The 22,842-nt window shown below is 62.5% G+C and carries 18 protein-coding genes; 10 read left to right on the top strand and 8 right to left on the bottom strand.

What is annotated here, in order from left to right:
* Window positions 1–194 precede the first annotated feature (194 nt).
* From uvrB to E8Q41_RS20120, 5 genes are all read left to right on the top strand, one after another.
* Window positions 195–3,170, top strand: a complete 2,976-nt coding sequence (gene uvrB, locus E8Q41_RS20100; protein ID WP_137157353.1) for an excinuclease ABC subunit UvrB — start codon at window positions 195–197, stop codon at window positions 3,168–3,170.
* Window positions 3,171–3,237: 67 nt separating this feature from the next.
* Entirely contained in the window at window positions 3,238–3,702 is a 465-nt protein-coding gene (locus E8Q41_RS20105) for a DUF3828 domain-containing protein (RefSeq protein ID WP_137157354.1), read from the top strand.
* A gap of 145 nt (window positions 3,703–3,847) precedes the next feature.
* Window positions 3,848–5,188, top strand: coding sequence for a hypothetical protein (locus tag E8Q41_RS20110; RefSeq protein WP_137157355.1), 1,341 nt, complete (start codon window positions 3,848–3,850; stop codon window positions 5,186–5,188).
* A gap of 110 nt (window positions 5,189–5,298) precedes the next feature.
* On the top strand, window positions 5,299–5,790 hold the full coding sequence (locus E8Q41_RS20115; RefSeq protein WP_137157356.1) for a histidine kinase: 492 nt from the start codon (window positions 5,299–5,301) through the stop codon (window positions 5,788–5,790).
* Window positions 5,791–6,157: 367 nt separating this feature from the next.
* Window positions 6,158–7,156 (top strand): flagellin, encoded by a 999-nt coding sequence (locus E8Q41_RS20120; RefSeq protein WP_137157357.1) that lies wholly within the window; start codon window positions 6,158–6,160, stop codon window positions 7,154–7,156.
* A 27-nt stretch (window positions 7,157–7,183) separates the two neighbouring features.
* Here the strand turns inward: E8Q41_RS20120 and E8Q41_RS20125 are convergent, their stop codons facing one another.
* The 3 genes from E8Q41_RS20125 to E8Q41_RS20135 form a co-directional block, all read right to left on the bottom strand.
* Window positions 7,184–7,777 carry a J domain-containing protein gene (locus E8Q41_RS20125; RefSeq protein WP_137157358.1) on the bottom strand — a complete coding sequence of 198 codons (594 nt, stop codon included), beginning with the start codon at window positions 7,775–7,777 and terminating at the stop codon, window positions 7,184–7,186.
* A gap of 140 nt (window positions 7,778–7,917) precedes the next feature.
* Complete coding sequence (gene dusA, locus E8Q41_RS20130) at window positions 7,918–8,928, bottom strand: tRNA dihydrouridine(20/20a) synthase DusA (RefSeq protein ID WP_137157359.1); 1,011 nt, start codon at window positions 8,926–8,928, stop codon at window positions 7,918–7,920.
* 9 nt (window positions 8,929–8,937) lie between these two features.
* Entirely contained in the window at window positions 8,938–9,624 is a 687-nt protein-coding gene (locus E8Q41_RS20135) for a YjbE family putative metal transport protein (protein WP_246660258.1), read from the bottom strand.
* Window positions 9,625–9,776: 152 nt separating this feature from the next.
* Between E8Q41_RS20135 and E8Q41_RS20140 the strand changes: the two genes are divergently transcribed.
* Window positions 9,777–10,304, top strand: coding sequence for a gamma carbonic anhydrase family protein (locus tag E8Q41_RS20140; protein ID WP_137157361.1), 528 nt, complete (start codon window positions 9,777–9,779; stop codon window positions 10,302–10,304).
* Between the two features lie 3 nt (window positions 10,305–10,307).
* Here the strand turns inward: E8Q41_RS20140 and E8Q41_RS20145 are convergent, their stop codons facing one another.
* The 5 genes from E8Q41_RS20145 to E8Q41_RS20165 all read right to left on the bottom strand — a co-directional run bounded on the left by E8Q41_RS20145 (window position 10,308) and on the right by E8Q41_RS20165 (window position 18,183).
* Window positions 10,308–13,340, bottom strand: coding sequence for an EAL domain-containing protein (locus E8Q41_RS20145; RefSeq protein WP_137157362.1), 3,033 nt, complete (start codon window positions 13,338–13,340; stop codon window positions 10,308–10,310).
* A 270-nt stretch (window positions 13,341–13,610) separates the two neighbouring features.
* Window positions 13,611–15,980 (bottom strand): heavy metal translocating P-type ATPase, encoded by a 2,370-nt coding sequence (locus E8Q41_RS20150; protein ID WP_137157363.1) that lies wholly within the window; start codon window positions 15,978–15,980, stop codon window positions 13,611–13,613.
* Window positions 15,981–16,056: 76 nt separating this feature from the next.
* Window positions 16,057–16,458: a Fur family transcriptional regulator gene (locus E8Q41_RS20155; protein WP_137157364.1), complete on the bottom strand. Its 402-nt coding sequence runs from the start codon at window positions 16,456–16,458 to the stop codon at window positions 16,057–16,059.
* On the bottom strand, window positions 16,458–17,270 hold the full coding sequence (locus E8Q41_RS20160; RefSeq protein ID WP_137157365.1) for an iron chelate uptake ABC transporter family permease subunit: 813 nt from the start codon (window positions 17,268–17,270) through the stop codon (window positions 16,458–16,460). Before E8Q41_RS20160 ends, E8Q41_RS20155 begins: the two co-directional genes overlap by 1 nt.
* Window positions 17,263–18,183, bottom strand: a complete 921-nt coding sequence (locus tag E8Q41_RS20165; RefSeq protein WP_170976550.1) for a metal ABC transporter ATP-binding protein — start codon at window positions 18,181–18,183, stop codon at window positions 17,263–17,265. The genes E8Q41_RS20160 and E8Q41_RS20165 overlap by 8 nt, the downstream gene beginning before the upstream one ends.
* A gap of 115 nt (window positions 18,184–18,298) precedes the next feature.
* Here E8Q41_RS20165 and znuA point away from each other — a divergent pair, with 115 nt between their 5' ends.
* From znuA to E8Q41_RS20185, 4 genes are all read left to right on the top strand, one after another.
* The gene (gene znuA, locus E8Q41_RS20170; RefSeq protein ID WP_137157366.1) at window positions 18,299–19,336 is read left to right on the top strand and encodes a zinc ABC transporter substrate-binding protein ZnuA; all 1,038 of its coding nucleotides are present in this window, start codon (window positions 18,299–18,301) and stop codon (window positions 19,334–19,336) included.
* A 71-nt stretch (window positions 19,337–19,407) separates the two neighbouring features.
* Entirely contained in the window at window positions 19,408–20,628 is a 1,221-nt protein-coding gene (locus tag E8Q41_RS20175) for a GTP-binding protein (RefSeq protein WP_137157367.1), read from the top strand.
* Entirely contained in the window at window positions 20,625–20,819 is a 195-nt protein-coding gene (locus E8Q41_RS20180) for a hypothetical protein (RefSeq protein WP_137157368.1), read from the top strand. Before E8Q41_RS20175 ends, E8Q41_RS20180 begins: the two co-directional genes overlap by 4 nt.
* A 60-nt stretch (window positions 20,820–20,879) precedes the next feature.
* Complete coding sequence (locus tag E8Q41_RS20185) at window positions 20,880–22,769, top strand: glycosyl transferase (RefSeq protein WP_137157369.1); 1,890 nt, start codon at window positions 20,880–20,882, stop codon at window positions 22,767–22,769.
* Window positions 22,770–22,842: the final 73 nt, after the last annotated feature.

Consider the following 22,842-nt stretch of genomic DNA (forward strand, 5'->3'; position numbering starts at 1 on the left):
AAGAATCCGGCCAATTTCCTCGCCGCCGTCAAACTCATTGCTACTCGCATCTGGATAAAGGCGTTATGAGTCTACTGCCTAGCGGCCTCATCCAGGCGTAAGCGCTTGGATGCGCCGTCAGGAAGGGTCTTTCTGTTTCCCTTTTGTACACGTCGCCACTTTATTTCCCGCGATTCCCGGTCCATATATCTGCCATGGCAAAAGCTCCGAAAAATCCGTCCGGCTTCGAGGAAGCCCCGCAGGCCTCTTTCGAAGGCGCGCCCCTGTCCGGCTCCGTGGCCGATTGGGTGAAGCAGCTCGAGCAGGAGGCCGAACAGGCCTCCCGCGCCGAGAGCATGCGCGAAATCCGCTCCAAGGCGGGCAAGCATCGCAAGACGGTGGAGAACGCCGCCCGGCAGCATACCGAGACGCAGGCGGTCAAGGCCAAGACGGCGGAAATCGGCGACAAGCGTTCGGCGCGCGGCGGCTCGATCGGCGGCTCGAACGATCCCCGCACCCGCGCCGCAGCCGGTCTCAATCCTGTCGCAGGTCTCGATCTGTCGCTGGAAGAAGCGGAAGCGCTGACCGCGCGCGCCAAGGACGCCGAGAAGAAGGCGGCCAAGGGCAAGAAGGCGGCGGGGCCTATCGACACCGAAGGCGCGCTGGCCACCGGCGCAGTGACGGCCACCGTCGAGGCCTTGTCGAAACTGATCGAAAGCGGCAATCCGCTGTTCAAGAATGGCGAGATCTGGGTGCCGCACCGCCCTGCCCGGCCGGAAAAATCCGAAGGCGGCATCCCCTTCGAAATGGTGACGGAATACAAGCCCTCGGGCGACCAGCCCACCGCCATCCGCGAACTCGCGGGGGGCCTGAATTCTGGCGAGCGCAGCCAGGTCCTGCTCGGCGTCACCGGCTCGGGCAAGACCTTCACCATGGCGCAGGTGATCGCCGAAACCCAACGGCCCGCCGTGATCCTCGCGCCCAACAAGACGCTGGCCGCCCAGCTCTATTCCGAATTCAAGAATTTCTTCCCCAACAACGCGGTCGAATATTTCGTCTCCTACTACGACTATTACCAGCCGGAAGCCTATGTGCCCCGGACGGACACCTATATCGAGAAGGAATCGACCATCAACGAGCAGATCGACCGGATGCGCCACGCCGCCACGCGCGCCATCCTGGAGCGCGACGACTGCATCATCGTCGCCTCGGTCTCCTGCATCTACGGTATCGGCTCGGTGGAAACCTACACCGCCATGACCTTCCAGATCGAGGTGGGCGACCGCATCGACCAGCGGCAATTGCTGGCCGACCTGGTCGAGCAGCAATACAAGCGCCGCGAGATGGATTTCCAGCGCGGCTCCTTCCGCGTCCGCGGCGATACGATCGAACTCTTTCCCGCCCACTTGGAGGACGCCGCCTGGCGCATCACCATGTTCGGCGACGAGGTGGAGTCGATCACCGAATTCGATCCCTTGACCGGCCATAAGACCGGCGATCTCAAAAGCGTCAAGATCTACGCCAACAGCCACTATGTCACGCCGCGCCCGGCGCTGAACTCGGCCATCCGCCAGATCAAGGAAGAGCTGAAGCATCGGCTGGCCGAACTCGAAAAGGCCGGACGCCTGCTCGAGGCGCAGCGGCTGGAGCAGCGCACCCGCTACGACATCGAAATGCTCGAAGCCACAGGCTCCTGCCAGGGCATCGAAAACTATTCGCGTTACCTCACCGGCCGCAAGCCGGGCGAGCCGCCGCCGACCCTGTTCGAATATATTCCCGACAACGCCATCCTGTTCATCGACGAAAGCCATGTCACCATTCCGCAGATCGGCGGCATGTATCGGGGCGACTTCCGCCGCAAGGCGACGCTGGCGGAATTCGGCTTCCGCCTGCCCTCCTGCATGGACAACCGCCCGCTTCGTTTCGAGGAATGGGACGCCATGCGGCCGGATACGGTGGCCGTCTCCGCAACGCCCGGCGAATGGGAATTGGAACAGTCCGGCGGCGTCTTCGCCGAACAAGTCATCCGCCCGACCGGCCTCATCGATCCGCCGGTCGAAGTGCGCTCGGCCCGCAGCCAGGTCGACGACGTGCTGGGCGAAATCCGCGACACCACGCTCAAGGGCTACCGCACCCTGGTCACCGTGCTCACCAAGCGCATGGCCGAGGACCTGACCGAATATCTGCATGAGCAGGGCGTGCGCGTGCGCTACATGCACAGCGACATCGATACGCTGGAGCGCATCGAGATCCTGCGCGATCTCCGCCTCGGCGCTTTCGACGTGCTGGTCGGCATCAACCTCCTACGCGAAGGCCTCGACATTCCCGAATGCGGCTTCGTCGCCATTCTCGACGCCGACAAGGAAGGTTTCCTGCGTTCGGAAACCTCGCTCATCCAGACCATCGGCCGCGCCGCACGCAATGTCGACGGCAAGGTCATTCTCTATGCCGATCAGGTGACTGGCTCGATGAGCCGCGCCATGGAGGAGACCGCACGCCGTCGCGAAAAGCAGATGGCCTGGAACACCGCCAACGGCATTACGCCGGAATCGGTCAAGGCCAAGATCTCCGACATTCTCGACAGCGTCTACGAGCGCGACCATGTCCGCGCCGATATCCAGGTCAAGGGCGTCAAGGGCGGCACCGCCAACGATCTCGTCGGCAACAATCTGCAGGCCCATCTCAACGCGCTGGAAAAGCAGATGCGCGACGCCGCCGCCGACCTCGACTTCGAAGCCGCCGCCCGGCTGCGCGACGAAATCAAGCGCCTCAAGGCGGTCGAACTCGCCACCATGGACGATCCGCTCGCCAAGGAGGCCGCGACCGGCGGCACCGCCGCCTCGCTGCGCGCCCGCGACGCCGAGGCCGCCCAGGCTTCCTACTTCGCCAAGCCCTCGCTCGACGACATGGGTCCCGGCACGGATACGGCCCAGCCGCTGTTCCGCAAGAACACGCTGGACGAAATGACCGTCGGCCGCACCGAGAAACCGCTGGCCTCCGGCCCACTGCCCGACAAGCCGGGGATCAAGGACGACGGCTTCCGGCCGATCATCCGCGCAAAAGCGGGCGTCGGCAGCTATGAGGACGCGGGCGATATCGCCAAGGCGAAGAAGACAAAGGGCAAGACGGGGAAGCCGGGCGGTAAAGCGGCAGGTGTTGTTGGTTTGAGGCGACCGCCTCGAAATGCATAGAAAATACAGTCTGGCGCCTTTCGAAGTCGTCACTTAGGCGTAGCAGAGCTTTTTTTGGAGGATAAGCATGCGCCTTCCCGCTCTGTTGGTGACAGTATTCGCCGTCATGTCTCTCGCGTTCACAGTTCATGCCGAGACCTACAAATCACCGCAAGCGCTGATCAAGGCGCTCTATGCCTATGACGTCGAGAAAGCCGATTTCAGTTTGCCGTCAGTCTATAGTCCCTTTCTGTCGAAAGGACTGAATGTCATGTTCAAAAAGGAGAGGGAATTTCTCGGCGACGACCAAGTCGGCGCGCTGGATTTCGATCCCGTGATCAATGGCCAGGATGGCGCCGCCACAAATCTCAAGATCGGCAAGCCCGTCATCCTCAAGGACAAGGCCGAGCTTGAAGTGACCTTCACCAATGGCGAACCGGTGCGTCTTCATTACAAGCTCGTCCGTGAGAACGGCGGCTGGAAAGTCGACGACATCGCCAAATTGCAGGGCGAATATCCCTGGAGCGTCCGCAAGCTTCTGACCTATGAGTAAGGGCGGCAGGGGCCGCTTTTCCCCACCACAGCCGAACCTCGTCGTCGATCCGCCCAAATTTGACACTCGACCCACCTTCCCCTCGCCATAATCCGCGCTACACTCCTGCCCGGCGAATGAAACGCCCGAAGCCCAGGAGACGTCGATGGCCGACATGACCGCGCAGGAACAATTGATGCTGGAACTGACCAACCGGGCGCGGATGGACCCGGTCGGCGAGGCGAAACGGATGGGCCTGTCGTCATTGAATGAGGGCGTTTCATCGGCCGATACGATCTCCGGCGCGCCAAAGCAGATCCTCGCCGGCAATGACGATCTCGGCAAGGCTGCCGACAATCACAGCGCCTGGATGCTGGCGCATGACATCTTCAGCCATTTCGAAACCGAGAAAACATCGGGATTTACCGGCGTCGACCCCGACGAACGGATGAAGACTGCCGGCTATATTTTCGGCGGCAGTTTCGCTTTTGGCGAGAACATCGCCGTGCGCGGTTCGAGTTCGAGCCTGACCAATGCAATGCTCACGAGCTTCATCATCCAGCAGCATGCCGACCTCTTCATCGATGAAGGCATTGAAGGACGCGGCCACCGGCTCAACATCCTGTCCGACCTGTTCAGCGAGGTCGGCATCGGCCAGAAAGCCGGCAAGTTCGAATTCAGCAATGGAGAATTCAACAGCTCCATGGTCACCCAGGACTATGCGAAGAGCGGCTCGACCCTGTTCGTCACCGGCGTCGTCTACAAGGACACCGTGGTGAAAGACGACTTCTTCAGCGTCGGCGAACAGATCGCCGGGCGCACCGTTTCCGGCGGCGGCGAGAGCGACCAAACAGGCGCGGGCGGTGGCTATGAGTTGGAATTCGATAATGGCGCCGCCCGCACGATCGCCTTTTCGCTGACATCGGGCAAGGTCTCGGTGCAACTCGGCGCCTTCACCGAGAATGTGAAGCTCGACGTCGTCAACGGCAATGAAGTCTGGACCAATGGCGATATCACAGGCGTGTCGAGCAACGTCCGCCAGATCCACGCCCTCGGCATCGCCGCCATCGATCTCGCCGGCGCTGCGGGCAGCCAGTCGCTGTTCGGCAACGACGCCGCCAACACATTGAACGGCAAGGGCGGAGCCGACAAGCTGATCGGCGACGGCGGGCAGGATCGGTTGACCGGCGGCGGCGGCGCTGACCAGTTCATCTTCGCCAAGGGCGATACCGCGTCAAACAGCGCCAAGGCGGATGTCATCACAGATTTCAGCGGCGCCGACCGCATCGTGCTCGAAAGCGTCGACGCCAACTCAAGTCAAGCGGGCGACCAGGACTTCACCTTCATCGGATCCGCGGCGTTTCACGGCAAGGCGGGCGAACTGCGCGTTGCGATTTCCGGCGGCGACACTTTCATCCAGGGCGATATGGATGGCGATGGCGCCGCGGAACTGATGATCCGTCTGATCGGCAAGCATAGCCTTATCGCCAGCGATTTCGATCTCTGAACGGCGACGGGCCGATCGTGCCTATCATTTTTGGGAGGATGAAGGAATTTTTCACGCGGAATTCGTGGAATTCCGCTATGGGGAGGGTCTTCTTTTTACAGGGGATCCTTATGAAACGTCTTCTTATTGCGGCGCTCGCCGCCCTTTCCATCGCCGGTATCGCACAGGCTGGCGACATCGCCTTCCCGTCCGACGCGCCGATCGCCGTCATCACCTTCCCCGAGCCCTGGAGCGCCGAGGAAACCGAGACCGGCGTGCAGGCGACCTCGCCGGAAGACGCGATCTACCTCTCCGCCGACGTCGCTGACGGCAAGAGCATCGACGGCGCGATCGAAGACGCCATCAAGTTCCTCACCGACAACGGCGTCGTCATCAATGGCGACAGCGCCAAGCGCCAGGACACCGAAGTCAACGGCATGCCGATTTCGCTCGTCGACTGGACCGGCAAGGACAAGGATGGCGCAGCATCCATCGGTCTCGCTGCCGTCGTGCTCGATGAGAAGCATATCCTCGTGCTCACCTATTGGGGCACACAGGGCGACGAAGACAAATATGACGGCGACGTCGCCTCGATCATCCAGTCGATCCGCAAGGCGGATTGATCGATCACTGACGGGATTCGTCGATGGCCGGGCTCGTCCCGGCCATTTTTATATCTGGGCTTTGACGGTCCTGGCCCTGCGCACGCTCTGACATCCTGGGTCTTTGTACGGAGGTCCGCCGTTAACATCTTGATCAGCCAACCAGATGCACTAATTTAGTTTTCCATTTATTTACGGCGCTTTCAGCACATCTTTGGGGCCATTCAACCGCCTTACATGTTAATATTAACAGATTCTGGATGTATAAATTTACCTGCCGTTAACCATATTCGTTCAGAAACTTGGTCATAGTTCAGCGTCTTGGAACCGCCTTTCCAATTGAGGGAAAGGCAATTTGAATCCGTCCCTTTTCCAAAAGCGTCAGGTCATGCCGAGCATCATCACCAACAACAGCGCCACCAAAGCTCTTCAGGTTATCCGCAATGTTCATGGCGACCTGGCCGACACGCAGAACAGAGTGTCGAGCGGTTACCGCGTGCAAGTCGCGGCCGACAACGCCGCCTATTGGTCGATCGCCACCACCATGCGCTCCGACACTGACGCGATGTCGTCGGTGATGGATGCGCTGGCGCTCGGCGCCGCCACCGCCGACACCGCCTATACCGGCGTGGCCCAAGTGGCCGACATCATGGCGGAGATCAAGGCCCGCTTCGTCGCCGCCCGCGAGCCCGGCGTCGATAAGGACAAGCTCGGCGTCGAGGTCGAGCAGTTGAAGCAACAGATTCTCAGCATCGGCGAATCCGCCACCTTCAACGCCGAGAACTGGGTGCAGTTTTCGACCAATGATAGCCCGTGGCTGACCGGAGAAAAAGAAATCATCGGCGGTTTCGTGCGCAGCACCGATAATTCGGTGAAGGTGCAGAGCCTGTATTTCGGCTCCAATTCCGCCACGGATGGTCCCTTCGCGATCCTCGACCTGTCCGATGCGACGAGCGGCGAATTCGGTGTTCTGACATCGGAGCAATATGCGGTCGATCTCGGCTATTCGACCGGCTATGTGCTGTTCGACGTTTCGAGGTCCAACTCCTATTCTTCGCCGACGCTGACGCCGCAGGAAATGACCCTGACCAGCGCCACCACCGACACCGAAGTCGACGAAATGCTGCAGGTGATCGATTCCATGCTGCTCGACGTGACCGATGTCGCCGGCACGCTCGGCGCGCTCGACACCCGCGTGTCGATGCAGAACGAATTCGCCAATACGCTTTCCGACACGCTGAAGAAGGGCGTCGGCAAACTGGTCGACGCCGATCTCAATCACGAATCGACGCGGCTGAAAGCCCTTCAGGGCCAAGCCTCGCTCGGTTATGAAGCGCTGTCGATCGCCAATGCCGAACCGCAGTCGATGCTGAGGCTGCTGCAGTAGCCGTTTAGCGCCATAAGGCGGTGGAGACTACTCCGCCGCCTCTTCGCGGACGGCCTCTACCAGCGCTTCGAGCTCGTAGCTATAGCCTTCCAGCATGGCGTAGGCCCGCTCGATCGTGCCGATCTGGTCCTCCGACTTGCGGATCGCCTCGGTAATCGACTGGCTGCGCGCGCGCAGCATGGAGCCGAGCACATCGGTTTCCGGCCTACGGCCAAGACGGTCGATATGCTGGCGCACCCGGTTGCGATGCCGCTCCAGCTCCAGAATATGCATGCGATTCTTGACGATGTCGTCCGACAGTTTGCGCCGCATGGCGGCGACCGGGTCGAAGCTGCCGGGCTCGCGCTCGTCGAGAATGACGTCGTTGACCAGCTTTTCCAGCATCATCACGCCCTGGAGATCGCGGGGATCGGCGAGTTCGGGATCATAGCCGGTGTCGTCGAAGACGCGACGGCGCACGGGATCCTTCAGCACATCGTAAGCTGTCTGCAGCCGGGCGAAATTGTCGGCATCGCCGCCCGCGTCGGGATGGGCCGTCTTGACAGCCTTGCGCCAGGCGTCGCGAATGACCTGCTCGCCCGCGTCGCGGTCCACGCCCAACACGCTATAGGGATCGATCACGCTTCGTCTTCCTCTTCCGTCTCGCCGACCCAAGGCCTATCCCCTCGCCCGCGCCGCTTCAAGCGCGAAGCAGCAGCCTTCCCTTTTTCCACCGGCAGGCGACGAAATTGTGGACGACCATATCATGAGGCGAGGAAAACTCAGCCGGCCGCGGCCAGCGGCTCGCCGACGCCCACGGCGGCGAAAGCGCGCGCGATCACCTCGGGTCCCGCGCCGGGCTTCACAGCGTCCGACGACAGGATCTGCCGAAACCGGCGAGCGCCATCCACTCCTGAAAACAGGCCGATCATGTGGCGGGTGATGTTGCCGAGCTTGCCGCCCTGAGCGATATGCGCCTCGGCATAGGCCATCATCGCATCGCGAATGGCGATCCAGTCGATCGTCTTGACCGGTCCGCCATAGATGCGCGCGTCGACCTCGCCCATCAACGCCATGTCGTGATAGGCGGCGCGGCCGAGCATGACGCCGTCAAGATGCGCAAGATGCTGCTCCGCCTGATCCAGCGTCTGGATGCCGCCGTTGATGCCGATGAAGACCTCGGGATAAAGCTGCTTCAGCCTGTAGACGCGGTCGTAGTCGAGCGGCGGGATGTCGCGATTCTCGCGCGGGCTCAGCCCCTGCAGCCAGGCTTTGCGGGCATGCACCCAGAGCGCGTCGGCGCCGGCGCCCAAAGCCGCTCTGGCGAGCGTATCCAGCGCTTCCTCGGGATCCTGTTCGTCCACGCCAATCCGGCATTTCACCGTCACGGGAATGGAGACGGCCGCCTTCATCGCCGCAACCCCTGCCGCCACGACATCAGGCGTCCGCATCAGGCAGGCGCCGAATGTGCCTGACTGCACGCGGTCAGAGGGACAGCCGACATTGAGATTGATCTCGTCATATCCCCAGTCGGCGCCGATACGCGCGGCTTCCGCGAGCTTTGACGGATCGGAGCCGCCGAGTTGCAACGCCACCGGATGTTCCGAGGCGTCAAAACCCAGCAGCCGATCGCGCCTGCCATGAATGGCCGCGTCCGCCACCACCATTTCCGTATAGAGCAACGCGCGCGAGGACAGGAGCCGCAGCAGATAGCGACAATGCCGGTCCGTCCAGTCGAGCATCGGCGCGACTGAAAAGATCTTCTCCTTATTGACGAGCGCCGCAGCGTACATGACCAGCCCTTAATGCGCAGCCGGCGCGCCGCTCTTCAGCAGCGGAATGTTCGGCAGCGTATGACCCAGCACCTGGTCGGCGCCTTCGTAGATCATGCGGACGGCGACGAACAGGATAACCAGCAGGCCGACCCAGGCGATCCAGCGGAAGCGGTGTAGGAGCTTGGCGATGCCGGCGGAGGCTGCGCCCATCAGCACGACGGAGAGGCCGAGGCCGAAGATCAGCGCCGTCATATGATCGCGCGCAGCGCCGGCGACGGCGAGCACATTGTCGAGCGACATGGAAACGTCGGCGACGATGATCTGGAACACCGCGTCGCGCAGCGTCTTGCGCGGTTTGCCGGCCACGACGCCGTCGGCGTTCTGGTCGGTGTTGGACAAGGCTTCCTCGGCGTCGACGATCTCCTCTTCCTTGACCGTGAGTTCGCGATACATCTTCCAGCTGACCCAGAGCAGCAGAATGCCGCCGATGAGGATCAGGCCGATGAGTTGCAGCAACCAGGTGGTGGCGAGCGCGAAGACGATGCGGAGCACCGTTGCGGCGAGAATGCCGATCAGGATCGCCTTCTTGCGCAGGTCGGGCGCGAGCCCGGCTGCGGCCATGCCGATGACGATGGCGTTGTCGGCGGCGAGGACGAGGTCGATCATCACGACCTGAGCGAAGGCGGCGAGCGCCGCATAGTCGATGCCAAACATCTGAACTCCGGTTCCGGAAAACATAAAAGGAATGCTCCGCTGATTGGACGCAAACGATTGGACTGTCAACCGCGAGCGCGTTCAAAGGCTTGCATTACACGCCTCGTAACGAAAAACTGCCTGCAAGGGTTCAAATGGAATCGGAGGATGAAATGCCCCTATATGCGCTGGACGACGACACGCCCGTCACCCCGGAAGATGGACGCTACTGGATCGCGCCCGACGCGCATGTGATCGGCAAGGTGACGCTGGGCGAGGATGTGGGCGTCTGGTTCGGCGCGGTGTTGCGTGGCGACAACGAACGCATCACCATCGGCGCACGCACCAATATTCAGGAAGGCGCCATGCTGCACACCGATTGGGGCTATCCCGCAACCATTGGCGAAGGCTGCACGATAGGCCATCACGCCATCGTCCATGGCGCCGAAATCGGCGACAATTCACTGATCGGCATGGGCGCGACGATCCTCAACGGCGCGAAGATCGGGCGGAATTGCCTGGTCGGCGCTAATGCGCTGGTGACGGAAGGCAAGGTGTTCCCCGACAATTCGCTGATTGTCGGCTCGCCCGCCCGCGTGGTCAGGACGCTCGACGCCAAGGCCGAAGAGGGCCTGCGCCGGTCTGCAGACAGCTATGTCGAAAACTGGAAGCGCTTCTCCAAGGGCCTGACGCCGCTCTGACGTTCAGGCGATCTTGCGCTTCTCCGGCTCGACGAGACTGAAGGTGGCGTCTCCCGGCGTGGGGCGTCCGAAGAAATAGCCCTGCGCCATCTCGCAGCCGATCGAACGCAGCATCGCCGCCTGTTCGGCGGTTTCCACGCCTTCTGCCGTGGTCATCATGCCGAGGTCGCGGCAGAGATTGGTGACGGCCCGGATGATGGCGATCGATTCCGGATCGGCGTCCATGCCGCGCACGAAGCTCTGGTCGATCTTGATCTTCTGGAACGGGAACTTGCGGATATAACTCAGCGACGAATAGCCGGTGCCGAAATCATCCATGGCGAAGGCAACGCCCAGCGCCTTGAGTTCGTTGAGCACGCCCATGGTGCTGTCGGTGTCGTTGAGGAAGACGCCTTCGGTGATTTCGAGCATCAGGCGGTTCGGGGCAAGGCCGGCCTTGGCGAGCGCACCGGCCACCACTTCGGGCAGATCGCCTCCTTCGAATTGCAGCGGCGAAATGTTGACGGCCACCACGACATCGTTGGGCCATGCCGTCGCCATCTGGCAGGCCGCATCGAGAATCCAGGCGCCGAGTTCGCAGATCAGGCCGGTTTCCTCGGCCACCGGAATGAACTCGGCCGGCGAGACAAAGCCGCGGCGCGGATGTTTCCAGCGCACCAGCGCCTCGAAACCGACGATGCGTTCCCCCTGCAGCATCACCAGCGGCTGGTAATGAAGTTCGAACTGGCGGGCGTTGATCGCTTCGCGCAAGTCGTGCTCCATCTCGCGCCAGTCACGCATGCGCCGGTCCATGTCGACTTCGAAGAAGCGATGCTTGCCGCGGCCTTCCTGCTTGGCGCAGTAGAGCGCCAGGTCGGCGTTCTTCGACAGTTCGTCGGCGTCGACGCCGTCCTGCGGAGCCAGCGCAATGCCGATCGAGGTGCCGATGACGATATGATGACCTTCGATGTCGAACGGGGCGTTGATGGCCGAGATGATACGCTCGGCGAGCGCGCTCGCGCCCTCGGGCTGCGACACGCCGGTCTGTAGGACGGCGAATTCGTCGCCGCCAAGACGGGCGGCGAAACATTTGGGATCGAGCACACCGCGCAGGCGCTCGGCGACCTTGACGAGGAGAGCGTCTCCGACCGGGTGGCCGAGCGTGTCATTGACGATCTTGAACCGATCGAGATCGAGATAGAGCAGCGCGGCATCCCGGGCGTCGGACGCATCGAGCCGCTGGGCCATGACATGGCTGCGGAACAGGGTTCGGTTCGCGAGATTGGTCAGCGCGTCATGCAGCGCCATATGGGTGATCTTCTGCTGCGCCGCCTGTTTTTCCGTAATGTCTTCATGGGTGACGACATGACCGCCATCCGGCAGGCGCGTCACCGTCATGGTCATGATGCGCCCGTCCTCGAGTTCCACCATACGCTGGGAATGCTGATAGACCTTGCTGCGATCTTCTGCGTCACCCAGCACGTCATCCGAGAGGGTGCGCTTGATGCCGACGCCGTTGCGGCGGCAGATGGCGATGAAATCGCCGACCGGCATGCCGGACAGATCGATCTCTTCGCCCTTCATATAGAATTCGTGCAGCCGTCTGTTGGCGACGATGATCTTGCCGTCGCGATCCAACATGAACAGGGCCTGCGGCATGTTCTCGACGGCGCCATAGAGACGGTCGCGCTGGATCGACAATTCCTGCCGGCTCGCCTCCTGCAATTCGCTGCGGGCCTTGGCGAGCGCCTGGAAGGTGGAGGCGAACTGCTTGGCGAGATCGCCGATCTCGTCGGCGCGGGCCAGGAGCGCCGGATCGATCGGATCATCGTCGAGATTTTCCCGTTTCGCAAGCGCGCTGACATCCGTCGTCAGCGCTTCGAGCGGCTCGGTGACGGCGCGGCGGAAATACATGCCGGTAATCAAGAGCAACGTCGCGCTCAGGAAGACGCTGAGGGCTATTTCCCAAGAAGCGGAAATGGACTGTTGCTCTGTCCGGAACTGTGCATTGCGGTTGATGCGCTGGGCGACGTCCATGATGTTGAGCAGCGCGACGGAATACTGTCCTTGTTCGCGCTGAAGACGCGACACCAACGCCTGTTTGGCGATCTCATTCTGCACGACGCTCGTCTGCGCATTAAAAATCGACGCCGGCGCGGTATGCGAAATTTTCTTGGCTTCCTCGAGCAGGACATGCAACCGCCCGAATTCGTCAAGCCGTTGCTCGCGCTCGAAATGGTTGCTGGTGTCGTCGAGAATGCGTTCGATGGCTTCGAGACTGCCCCAATAGGCCTTGCGGAGCCGCTGCAGGTCGTACAGGCGCGGCGCATTGGCGAATTTCGTATTGAGCCCGCCGAGTTCGATCGCCAGGATCTTGAGCTTGTAAAAATTGCGCAGATCACTGGAAATCGTTCGAGAAACGGGCCCTGAAGGCAGGTCTGCTCCGGCGGCGGGATTTCGAACCGCCCCTTCATAGCTCAGATTGGGACCCCAAAAATTTGCCGCGCTCTTTTCGATCTCCATGATCTCGGTCGACACTTCGACCTCGATCAGATTGATGATGCTGCGCAGAGCGTTCTCGCCGATCGCCACATCGGCCTTCGACGCGGTAACCCGATGGCAGACATCGAGAAGCGCGCTGCGCGTCTTGAAGATCTTGGATCCGGAGAATTCGTAGCGGCGCAACTCCTGAGCGGCGTCCGCCTGCTCGGCCATGGCGGTCAGAAATTTCAGCTTCCGGGTCTGGTTTTCCGCGGATTGCTTGAGATAGCGCTCCGCCCCTTCAAGACCGGCGCAGTTTTTCATCACCGGGTCGAAGACGCTTTGAAGCTTCTGATAGCTTTCCGAAAGTGAGATGACGCCGATCAGCAAGGGTGAGGCCGCAGCGGAGGAAAACTTTACCGCATCTTCGACCTTGTTGATGTTGTAAACGGCGTTTACGCCGCCGGCCAGCGACGCGATCACGCTCAGGCCGACGCCGAACATCACCTTCTTGCGAAAGCGTATATTCGACTCCAGGGAAAAACTGAGAAACCTCTTACCAAAAGAGCGTTTCATCGACCGCGCATCCTCATCTCTCACGTAGCGGCATCCTATGCGCCACTACTTGAAAATGAATTAAGCAGTTGGCAAACTTTCACGCGATCTTGGGTAAGCAAAATCAATCACAGAAAATACTAATCTTCCAAAATTATAGCGGAATCAACGACGCGATTCCGATCATGAGACTGTAACACCTGAAGAAAATCGAAAATGAATCTTGGGCACTTGAATATGTCAGCGCAAACATAAGGGGTTAAGATTTGGAAATGTGCTGATTTGGAACAATCAGAGCGACGTCCTTTTCAACCTAAGCGCATTCCCGATGACCGACACCGATGACAGGCTCATCGCCGCCGCCGCCGCCATCGGTGACAAAAGCGACCCTGTGAAGGGATAGAGCAGTCCCGCCGCGAACGGCACGCCGACGGCGTTGTAAGCGAAGGCGAAGAACAGGTTCTGGCGGATATTGGCGACCGTCGCGAGCGCCAGCCGCCGCGCGCGGCCAAGCGCGGCGAGATCGCCTTTGACCAGCGTGACGCCCGCACTTTTGAGCGCCGCATCGGAACCCGCGCCCATGGCGACCCCGACATGGGCGGCGGCGAGCGCCGGGGCGTCGTTGACGCCATCTCCGGCCATGGCCACGATCAGACCTTCGGCGCGCAACGCATCGATCAGCGCCTTCTTGTCCTCAGGCGAGTGCCCGGCCCTGACATCGCGGATGCCGAGCGCGGCGGCGACATGGCGCGCCGTGGGCAGGCTGTCGCCGGTCGCCATCACCACCCGCATGCCCTCGGCCTCGAGCCGGCGCACCATCTCCGCCGCTTCGGGCTTGATCGGATCGCGGACCGACAAGAGGCCGGCGAGCCGGTGATCGACGACCAGAAACACCACCGTATCGCCCTTGCCTGCGAGATCCGCGGCGACTTTGGCGAGTGGATCGGCGTCAGACAGAAATTCACCGGCCAGCGCATGATTGCCGAGCGCCAGCGCATGAGCATCGATCCGCCCCGTCACCCCCTTGCCCGTGATCGCCGAAAAATCGGTCACCGCAAGCCGCGGCAGGCTGCGCGCTTCGGCCGCCTGGACGATCGCCGAGGCGATCGGATGTTCGGAGCCACGCTCGAGGGCGGCGGCGAACTGCAGCGCCTGCTCCTCGCTAAAGCCTGCATTTGGGATTACTTCGCCGAGCGCCGGCTTCCCTTGCGTCAGCGTTCCCGTCTTGTCGATCACGAGGCAGTCGGCGGCGGCGAGCGCCTCGAGGCTTGCGGCGTCGCGCACCAGCACCCCGGCTTCGGCGCCGCGGCCGGCGGCGATCATCACCGACATCGGCGCAGCCAGCCCGAGCGCGCAGGGGCAAGCGATGATCAGCACGGAGACCGCGGCGATCAGCGCATAGACGAGGCTCGGCGACGGCCCATAGATCAGCCAGGCGCAGAAGGAGAGCCCGGCAACCGCGACCACCGCCGGCGCGAACCAGGCGGAAACGCGGTCGGCGAGCTTCTGGATCGGCGCGCGCGATCGCTGCGCTTCGGCGACCAGCGCCACGATCCGCGACAGCAGCATGTCGGCGCCGACATGCGAGGCCTGCATCACGAAGGCGCCGGACCGGTTGATCGTGCCGCCGGTGACGGCAGCCCCTTCGGCCTTCTCGACCGGAATGGGCTCGCCGGTGATCATGCTTTCATCGACCGAAGAGCCGCCGTCGAGCACGACGCCGTCGACCGGCACGGCCTCGCCCGGACGCACCCGCAGCCGGTCGCCCGGCAGGATGTTTTCGAGCGGCGCGTCGAATTCGGAGCCGTCAGGCTGGATGCGCCGCGCCGTCTTCGGCGCTAGGCCGATCAGCGCCCGGATGGCGTCGCCTGTCCTCGCCCGCGCCTTCAATTCCAGGATCTGGCCGAGAAACACCAGCGTCACGATCACCGCCGCCGCTTCGAAATAGACAGGCGGCAGACCGCCATGGCCGGCCACGTCATGCGGGAAGATCTGCGGCGCCAGCACGGCGACGAGGCTGTAGCCGAAGGCTGCGGTGACGCCGAGCATGATCAGCGTCCACATATTGTAATGCCCGGTCCGGAGCGAAGCCCAGCCGCGGACGAAAAACGGTCTCGCCGCCCAGAGAACGACGGGGGCCGCGAGCGCCAGTTCGAGGAAGCCGGAGAGCCGTTCGCCAAACAAGTCGCGGATCGGCAGGCCGAGCATCGGCCCCATCGCGAGGACCAGCAAGGGCGCTGTCAAAGCCGCCGACACGAGAAAGCGGCGAGTGAAATCGACGAGTTCCGGATTGGGTCCCTCGTCAGCCGACGGCGTCATCGGCTCCAGCGCCATGCCGCAGATCGGGCAGGCGCCCGGCTCGTTGCGGATGATCTCGGGATCCATTGGGCAGCTGTATTGCACCGCGGCCTTGGGCTGCTTCGGCTTGTTCCTGGAATGACCGGACAGATAGAACCAGGGATCGGCGGCAAAGCGGGTGCGGCATTTGGGATTGCAGAAATGATAGTCCACGCCGTCATGCGTGAGACTTGGCTTGCCGATGCCCAGCTTCACCGTCATGCCGCAGACCGGATCGATGGCGGTCGGAGGATTGCCGGTCGGGCCGGAGGGAGCGGCGGCGTCGAACAGCCGGTCGAACACCCCGTCCTCGAATTTCTGCATCGCCCGCTCTCCTGCTCATGCCCCTATCGCGTCACCCTTCCCTAGCCGGTCGGGGCAGCCAGAGTCTTGACGCATATCAAGCGCAGTTCTTGCAGGCGCCGCGGATTTCGATCGTCGTCTTTTCCGCCTTGAACTGCGTCGCCGCCTGCCATTGCTTGAGCTGGCCCTCGATCGTGTGGTCGTGAAATTCGGTCACCTGCCCGCAGGTATCGCAGATGGCGAAGGCGATCACGCCGTGATGATGATCGTGGTGATCATGCGGATGCGCGCAGGCGACGAAGGCGTTGAGGCTTTCCAGCCGGTGCACCAGCCGCTGCTCGACGAGTTTCTCGAGCGCGCGATACACCTGCAGCGGCGCGCGGAAGCCGTCGCCGCGCAAGCGATCGAGAATGTCATAGGCGCTCAGCGGAGCGGCCGCGCCATTCAGCGCGCCGAGCACCAGCGCCTGATTCTTGGTGAGGTTCTGTTCCGCTTTCATCACGTCCTCCCTTCTTCAGTCAGCCGATTGCGTCCCATAGGAAGCAGGCTGACCACAAACAGCACGAGCGCCGCCACCACGATGGACGGTCCCGACGGCGTGTCGAATTGCAGCGATCCGTACAGTCCGCCCCAGACGGCGACAACGCCGATGAGCGCTGACAGAACCGCCATGATCTCGGGCGAAGTCGAGAACCGTCGCGCTGCGGCGGCGGGGATGATCAACAGCGAGGTGATCAGCAGAATGCCGACGATTTTCATGGCGATGGCGATGACCACGGCGAGCAGCAGCATAAAGATCAGCCGCGCCCGCTTCGGCTGCAGCCCCTCGGCCTCGGCAAGATCCTCCGAGACGGTGGAGGCGACCAGCGGCCGCCAAAGATAAACGAGCGTCAATAACACCAGAATGCCGCCGCCCCAGATCAGGTCGATATCGCCCTCCCCGATCGCGAGAATGTCGCCGAACAGGAAACTGACGAGATCGACGCGCACCCAGGACATGAAAGCGAGGATCACCAATCCGACCGACAGCGAGGCGTGCGAGAGGATGCCGAGCAGCGAATCCGCCGACAGCGACTGCACGCGCTGCAACAACAGCAGCAAGAGCGACACCGCGGCGGCCACCACGAAAACCGCGATCATGATGTTGAGATTGAACAGCAGCGACAACGCCACGCCGAGCAGCGCCGAATGCGCCATCGTGTCGCCGAAATAGGCCATGCGCCGCCAGACGATGAAGCAGCCGAGCGGCCCGGTGGTCAGCGCAAGCCCGGTGCCGCCAATCAGCGCGCGGATGAAGAAATCGTCAAGCATCGCGGCCTCCCGAACTCATGGTCTTGGGCAGAACCAGCCGGTTCCGCTCATGGCCGCAGCCGCAATCGGGTCCATGAACGTGATCGTCGTCGAAATCCTCGTCATGGTCGTGGTGATGGCCGTCGTCGGGATGGCAATGGTCGGTCACCGAGCCGTCCGCATGCAGCACGCGCCCATCCGGCAGATGGGTGTGATCGTGATGATGGGCGTAGATGGCGAGCGCTCCCGCCCCCCGCTGGCCGAACAGCCGTTGATATTCGGGGCTTTGCGACACGGCTTGCGGCGTGCCGGTGCAGCAGACATGGCCGTTGAGGCAGATGACCGTGTCGGTCGCCGCCATCACCACATGCAGGTCGTGCGAGATCAGCAACACACCGCAGCCGATGCGGTCGCGGATCTCGCCGATCAATTCGTAAAGGGCGATCTCGCCCGAAAAATCCACACCCTGCACCGGCTCGTCCAACACCAGGAGATCGGGCCGACGGGCGATGGCGCGCGCCAGGAGAGCGCGCTGGAATTCGCCGCCCGAGAGATGCTGCACCTCGGCCTTGGCGAGATGCGAGATGCCGGTCTCGGCCAGCGCATCGGCGATGTCGCGTCGCGGCAACGGACCTGTCAGCGTCATCAGCCGCTCGACGGTCAGCGGCATGGTGCGATCGATGCTCATTTTCTGCGGCACATATCCGACTCTGAGGCCGTCGCGCTTCGACACTTTGCCCTCGTCCGGCTTGACCAGGCCCAGCGCCATGCGCGCCGACGTCGATTTTCCCGAACCATTGGGGCCGATCAACGTCACGATCTCACTCTTCCGCACGGCGAAGCTGACGCCGCGCACCAGCCAGCGGCCATTGCGCGAGATGCCGGCGCCATCGAGGCCAACCAGCTGATCATGTTGCGAAATTCTGTCGAGCATCGAATTTTCCAGAGTCGGGACTTGGCAGCGGTTATGTCATACGTTATAGCGTAACGCAATTTATGTAATAACATTACGGCGATTATCCAGCCGTAGCGCATAAAAAGGAATGTTCATGCGTTCAACGCTTGCCATGGCCCTCGCCTCCGCATCCATCCTCTGCCTATCAGGTCTTGCCGCGCAGGCCGCGCCGGCCGTCGTCGTGTCGATCAAGCCCATTCATTCACTGGCCGCCTCCCTGATGAAAGGCGTCGGCGAGCCGGAACTCTTGGTCGACGGCGTCGCCTCGCCGCACACCTATCAGATGAAACCCTCCGATGCGTCCCGTCTGCAGAATGCCGATGTGATCTTCTGGGTCGGCCATGACATGGAGAAATTCCTGGAGAAGCCGCTGGAGACGCTGGGCGGCAAGGCGCGCATTCTCCAGCTCGACGAAGTTCAGGGCCTGTTGAAGCTGCATACCCGCGAAGGCGGCGCGTTCGAGGCGCATGACCATGGCGAAGAAGGTCACGATCACGCCGAGGCCGGCCACGAAGACGGCGAGCATCATCATGACGCCGAGGAAAAGGCTGAAGCCGGTCACGATCATGCCGCAGAAGCCCATGAGGGTCACGAAGGTCATGATCATGAGGAAGAAATCGACCTGCATCTCTGGCTCAACACCGGCAACGCCAAGCTGATGGCGGCGGCCATGGCCAAGACCCTGGTCCAGGCCGACCCCGAACATGCCCAGACCTATGAGAAGAACCTCGCCAACCTCAACGCCGGCCTCGACGCGCTTGCGACCGAGATCAAGACGGAGCTTCAGCCCGTCAAGGACAAGCCGTTCATCGTGTTCCACGACGCCTATCAGTATTACGAGAAGGAATTCGGCGTGAAAGTCGCGGGCTCCATCACCGTCTCCCCCGAGACCATGCCGGGCGCGGCGCGCCTCAAAGAGATCCACGCGAAAGTGGCGGAGCTGAACTCCACCTGCGTCTTCGCCGAACCGCAATTCGAACCAAAGCTGGTGCAGGTCGTGCTCGAGGGCACCAACGCCAAGAGCGGCGTGCTCGATCCGGAGGGCGGCTCCTATGAGAAGGGCGAAGCCCTCTATGGCGACATGATGCTGGGCATCGCCCGGTCGCTCAAGGATTGCCTCGCCGCGAAGTGACGAGGCCGGACAGCCGAGGCGGGCCCTTACGCCCGCCTTTTTCAGACAACAACATGTAATGGTATAACATTATGGAAACTTCGATCCCCGATGCGCGTCTTCCTGTCACCGTGCTCTCAGGCTTCCTCGGCGCGGGCAAGACGACCCTGATGAACCATGTCCTCAACAACCGCCGGGGCCTGAAGGTCGCGGTCATCGTCAACGACATGAGCGAGGTGAATATCGACGCCGAACTCATTCGCGAAGGCGGCGCCGATCTCTCTCGCACCGACGAGCAACTGGTCGAAATGACCAATGGCTGCATCTGTTGCACGCTGCGCGACGACCTTCTCAACGAAGTCAGCCGTCTCGCCCGTGAAAAGCGTTTCGATTACCTGCTGATCGAAAGCTCCGGCATCTCAGAACCGCTGCCGGTGGCCGCCACCTTCGAATTCCGCGACGAGGCCGGCTTCAGCCTGTCGGATCTCGCCCGTCTCGACACGATGGCGACGGTGGTCGACGCCGCCTCTCTTCTGAAGGACTACGCCTCCGACGATTTCCTCGCCGATCGCGGCGAAACCGCGGGCGAAGGCGATGCGCGCCTGCTGGTGGATCTCCTGGTCGAGCAGATCGAATTCGCCGATGTGGTGATCATCAACAAGGTCTCGGACGCCAGCCCCGCCGATCTCGACGCGGCGCGCAAGATCGTCACCGCGCTCAATCCCGACGCCCGCATCATCGAAACCGATTTCGCCCGGGTCGATCCCGCCGAAATTCTCGGCTCCGGCCGCTTCGACTTCGAAAAGGCCCATACCCATCCGCTCTGGTACAAGGAGCTTTACGGCTATGCGGAGCACACGCCGGAAACGGAAGAATATGGCGTCCGCTCCTTCGTCTATCGGGCGCTCAGGCCCTTCGATCCCGCCAAGTTCAAGGCCTTTGTGAACCGCTCCTGGCCGGGCGTCGTGCGCGCCAAGGGCTTTTTCTGGCTGGCGACGCGACCGCATTATGTCGGCGAACTCAGCCATGCCGGCGCGATCGTCCGCACCCAGAAGATCGGTTTGTGGTGGGCGGCGGTGCCGCAGGAGCGCTGGCCGACCGATCAGGGCAGCCGGTCGGCGATCTATGACCGTTTCGACCCGGTCTGGGGCGACCGACGGCAGGAAATGGTGTTCATCGGCGCAGATCCGATGAATGAAGCCGCCATCCGCGACGAACTCGACGCCTGCCTGGTGCCGGACACCGATTTCCGCCCGGAACGCTGGCGCAATCTCAACGATCCCTTCCCGGACTGGAGCGCGAAAGCGGCATGAGCGAGGAAAGACCCCGCCGCCGCTATCACTGCTTCGAGGTCGATGGCGACGGCAAGATCATCAAGCCGACCTTGCGGCCCGATCCGCCCGGCTGGCCGCAGGGCCCGACCATCTGGCCGGGCGAAGCGGAGGCGCTGATCTTCAGGGATCGCGGCGCGCCGCCGCCTTTGCGAGCGGACGGGAGGAACTGAGAGACCTCCACGCCAGCCAGGATGCTGCATAATCGGGCGATTCGAAGGGAGCGCCCGACCATGCAAGACCGGCTCATCACCGCCCGCGCCGCTCTGGAGGCGGGCGATCTCGACGCGGCGTTCCGCGTCATCAACGAGGCTCTCTCGGAGGGCGACGCACGCGCCGATATGATCGGTCTGTTCGGCGACGCCCTGCACAAGGCCGGAATGACCCGGGACGCCGCCGGCGCTTTTGAAATGGCGGCCAAGGCTGCCGGCGCGAGCGCCTTCCCCTATTGGAAGAAGGCCGCCCTCGCTTATGACGCGCTCGGAGACGGCGATCAGGCGCTGGCTGCGGCGATCAAGGCGCAGACGGCGCAGGATGGCGATCCCGACATCATCTTCCTGCTGGCGCGCCAATTCCATGCCCGCGGCGAGCGCGATCTGCTCGGCCTCGTCAGGAACCGGTTGACGGCGAGCGACGATCCGCGCCATCTCAATTTCGCCGCCGAACTGATTTCCGGCGAAACGCGCAATCCCTTCAATCTGCCGCTGTTCAAGAAGCTCGCGGCGCTCAGGCCCGACGACGACGTCACCCAGGCCAAGCTGATGGCGGTGGCGCGGGAGTTCTGCGACTACGACACGATCGAGGCGCAGGAGCGCTGGATGGAGGAGCGGCGCGCCCGGCTCGGCGACGCCGCCGCCCATGACGGCGAGACGCCCTACGCCAATCTCCTGCATTGCGGCGACGAAAGCCGAAACCGCCTCGCCGCCAACCGTCAGACGCTCGGCCCCGGCTATTCCGCTGAGCGGGCCGCCGCTCGTCGCGCCCTGCCACATGTCTGGAACGAACGGCTGCGGATCGGCTATTTCTCCAACGATTTCAGCAGCACCCATGCCACGATGCGGCTGATGCGCGAGGTTCTGGAGCGACATGACCGCAGTCGCTTCGACATCACCCTCTATTGTTACACGCCCGATGACCTGATCCGCCGCGACGATGGCGGGCGAAGCCAATGGGGCCGCATCGTCAGCGTGGGGTCTCTCGCCGACGCCGACATCGCCGAACGGATGCGCGCCGACGGCGTCGACATCCTTGTCGATCTCAAGGGCCATACCGGCGGCTCGCGCAGCCATGTGCTCAATTTCCCGATCGCGCCCGTCCAGATCGGCTGGCTCGGCTATCCCGGTTCGACGCAGATGATCGACCTGGACTACGTGATCGGCGACCGTTTCGTGCTGCCCGACGCGGCAAAGCCGCATTACCACGAGAAATTCATCCGCCTGCCGCACAGCTATCAACCCAACGACGCGAAGTCGCGTCCGCAACCGACGCCCCTTCCCCGCGCGGCGCTCGGTCTTCCAGAAGATCGCTTTCTGTTCGCGAGCTTCAACGCCAATCGCAAGATCACGCTTGAGACGCTGAAGCTCTGGGCTGAAATCCTGAAAGCAACCCCTGGAAGCCTCCTGTGGATCCTTCTGGAAACGCCGCTGATCCGCGACAATTTCGCCGCGCGGATGGAGAAGGAAGGCGTTGCCCGCGACCGGCTGATCTTCGCCGACAATGCCGAATACGCCGCCCATCTCGCCCGCGCCGGCGCCGCCGACCTGCATCTCGACACGTTCCCCTATAACGGCCACACCACGACCTCCGACATGCTCTGGGCGGGCGTGCCGACGCTGACCAAGAAGGGCTCAAACTTCGCCTCCCGCGTCTCCGAAAGCCTCCTGAACGCAGTCGGCCTGCCGGATCTCGTGATGGAGGACCGCGACGCCTTCGTTGAAATGGCAGTCGAGTTCGCCCTCAACCCCGCTCGCCTCAAGAGCATTCGCCACCGATTGGCCGAAGCACGGAAGACAGCGCCGCTTTTCGACGCCGAGCGTTTTTGTCGAAGCCTGGAACGGGCCTATAGTCACGCTGCTGCTCGCGCCAGACAACGCCTCGCCCCCGATCATCTGGACCTATTTTAGCGGGCAAGAAAACTCATAGGCTATTCCGGTTGACGAAATGCCCGCCCGCCCCGTAACGTCGACTGGTCTCCGA

Origin of the sequence: Rhizobium sp. FKL33, assembly GCF_005222915.1 — a bacterium.
In the GTDB taxonomy this organism is placed as follows: Bacteria; Pseudomonadota; Alphaproteobacteria; order Rhizobiales; family Rhizobiaceae; genus Rhizobium_E.

Coding starts and splice junctions, on each gene's coding strand:
- E8Q41_RS20115 (WP_137157356.1), top strand. CDS start 5,299: ATGAAACGTCTTCTTATTGCGGCGCTCGCCGCCCTTTCCATCGCCGGT.
- E8Q41_RS20145 (WP_137157362.1), bottom strand. CDS start 13,340: ATGAAACGCTCTTTTGGTAAGAGGTTTCTCAGTTTTTCCCTGGAGTCG.
- E8Q41_RS20165 (WP_170976550.1), bottom strand. CDS start 18,183: ATGCTCGACAGAATTTCGCAACATGATCAGCTGGTTGGCCTCGATGGC.
- E8Q41_RS20120 (WP_137157357.1), top strand. CDS start 6,158: ATGCCGAGCATCATCACCAACAACAGCGCCACCAAAGCTCTTCAGGTT.
- E8Q41_RS20140 (WP_137157361.1), top strand. CDS start 9,777: ATGCCCCTATATGCGCTGGACGACGACACGCCCGTCACCCCGGAAGAT.
- znuA (WP_137157366.1), top strand. CDS start 18,299: ATGCGTTCAACGCTTGCCATGGCCCTCGCCTCCGCATCCATCCTCTGC.
- E8Q41_RS20175 (WP_137157367.1), top strand. CDS start 19,408: ATGGAAACTTCGATCCCCGATGCGCGTCTTCCTGTCACCGTGCTCTCA.
- uvrB (WP_137157353.1), top strand. CDS start 195: ATGGCAAAAGCTCCGAAAAATCCGTCCGGCTTCGAGGAAGCCCCGCAG.
- E8Q41_RS20105 (WP_137157354.1), top strand. CDS start 3,238: ATGCGCCTTCCCGCTCTGTTGGTGACAGTATTCGCCGTCATGTCTCTC.
- E8Q41_RS20180 (WP_137157368.1), top strand. CDS start 20,625: ATGAGCGAGGAAAGACCCCGCCGCCGCTATCACTGCTTCGAGGTCGAT.
- E8Q41_RS20135 (WP_246660258.1), bottom strand. CDS start 9,624: ATGTTTGGCATCGACTATGCGGCGCTCGCCGCCTTCGCTCAGGTCGTG.
- E8Q41_RS20150 (WP_137157363.1), bottom strand. CDS start 15,980: ATGCAGAAATTCGAGGACGGGGTGTTCGACCGGCTGTTCGACGCCGCC.
- E8Q41_RS20155 (WP_137157364.1), bottom strand. CDS start 16,458: ATGAAAGCGGAACAGAACCTCACCAAGAATCAGGCGCTGGTGCTCGGC.
- E8Q41_RS20110 (WP_137157355.1), top strand. CDS start 3,848: ATGGCCGACATGACCGCGCAGGAACAATTGATGCTGGAACTGACCAAC.
- dusA (WP_137157359.1), bottom strand. CDS start 8,928: ATGTACGCTGCGGCGCTCGTCAATAAGGAGAAGATCTTTTCAGTCGCG.
- E8Q41_RS20185 (WP_137157369.1), top strand. CDS start 20,880: ATGCAAGACCGGCTCATCACCGCCCGCGCCGCTCTGGAGGCGGGCGAT.
- E8Q41_RS20160 (WP_137157365.1), bottom strand. CDS start 17,270: ATGCTTGACGATTTCTTCATCCGCGCGCTGATTGGCGGCACCGGGCTT.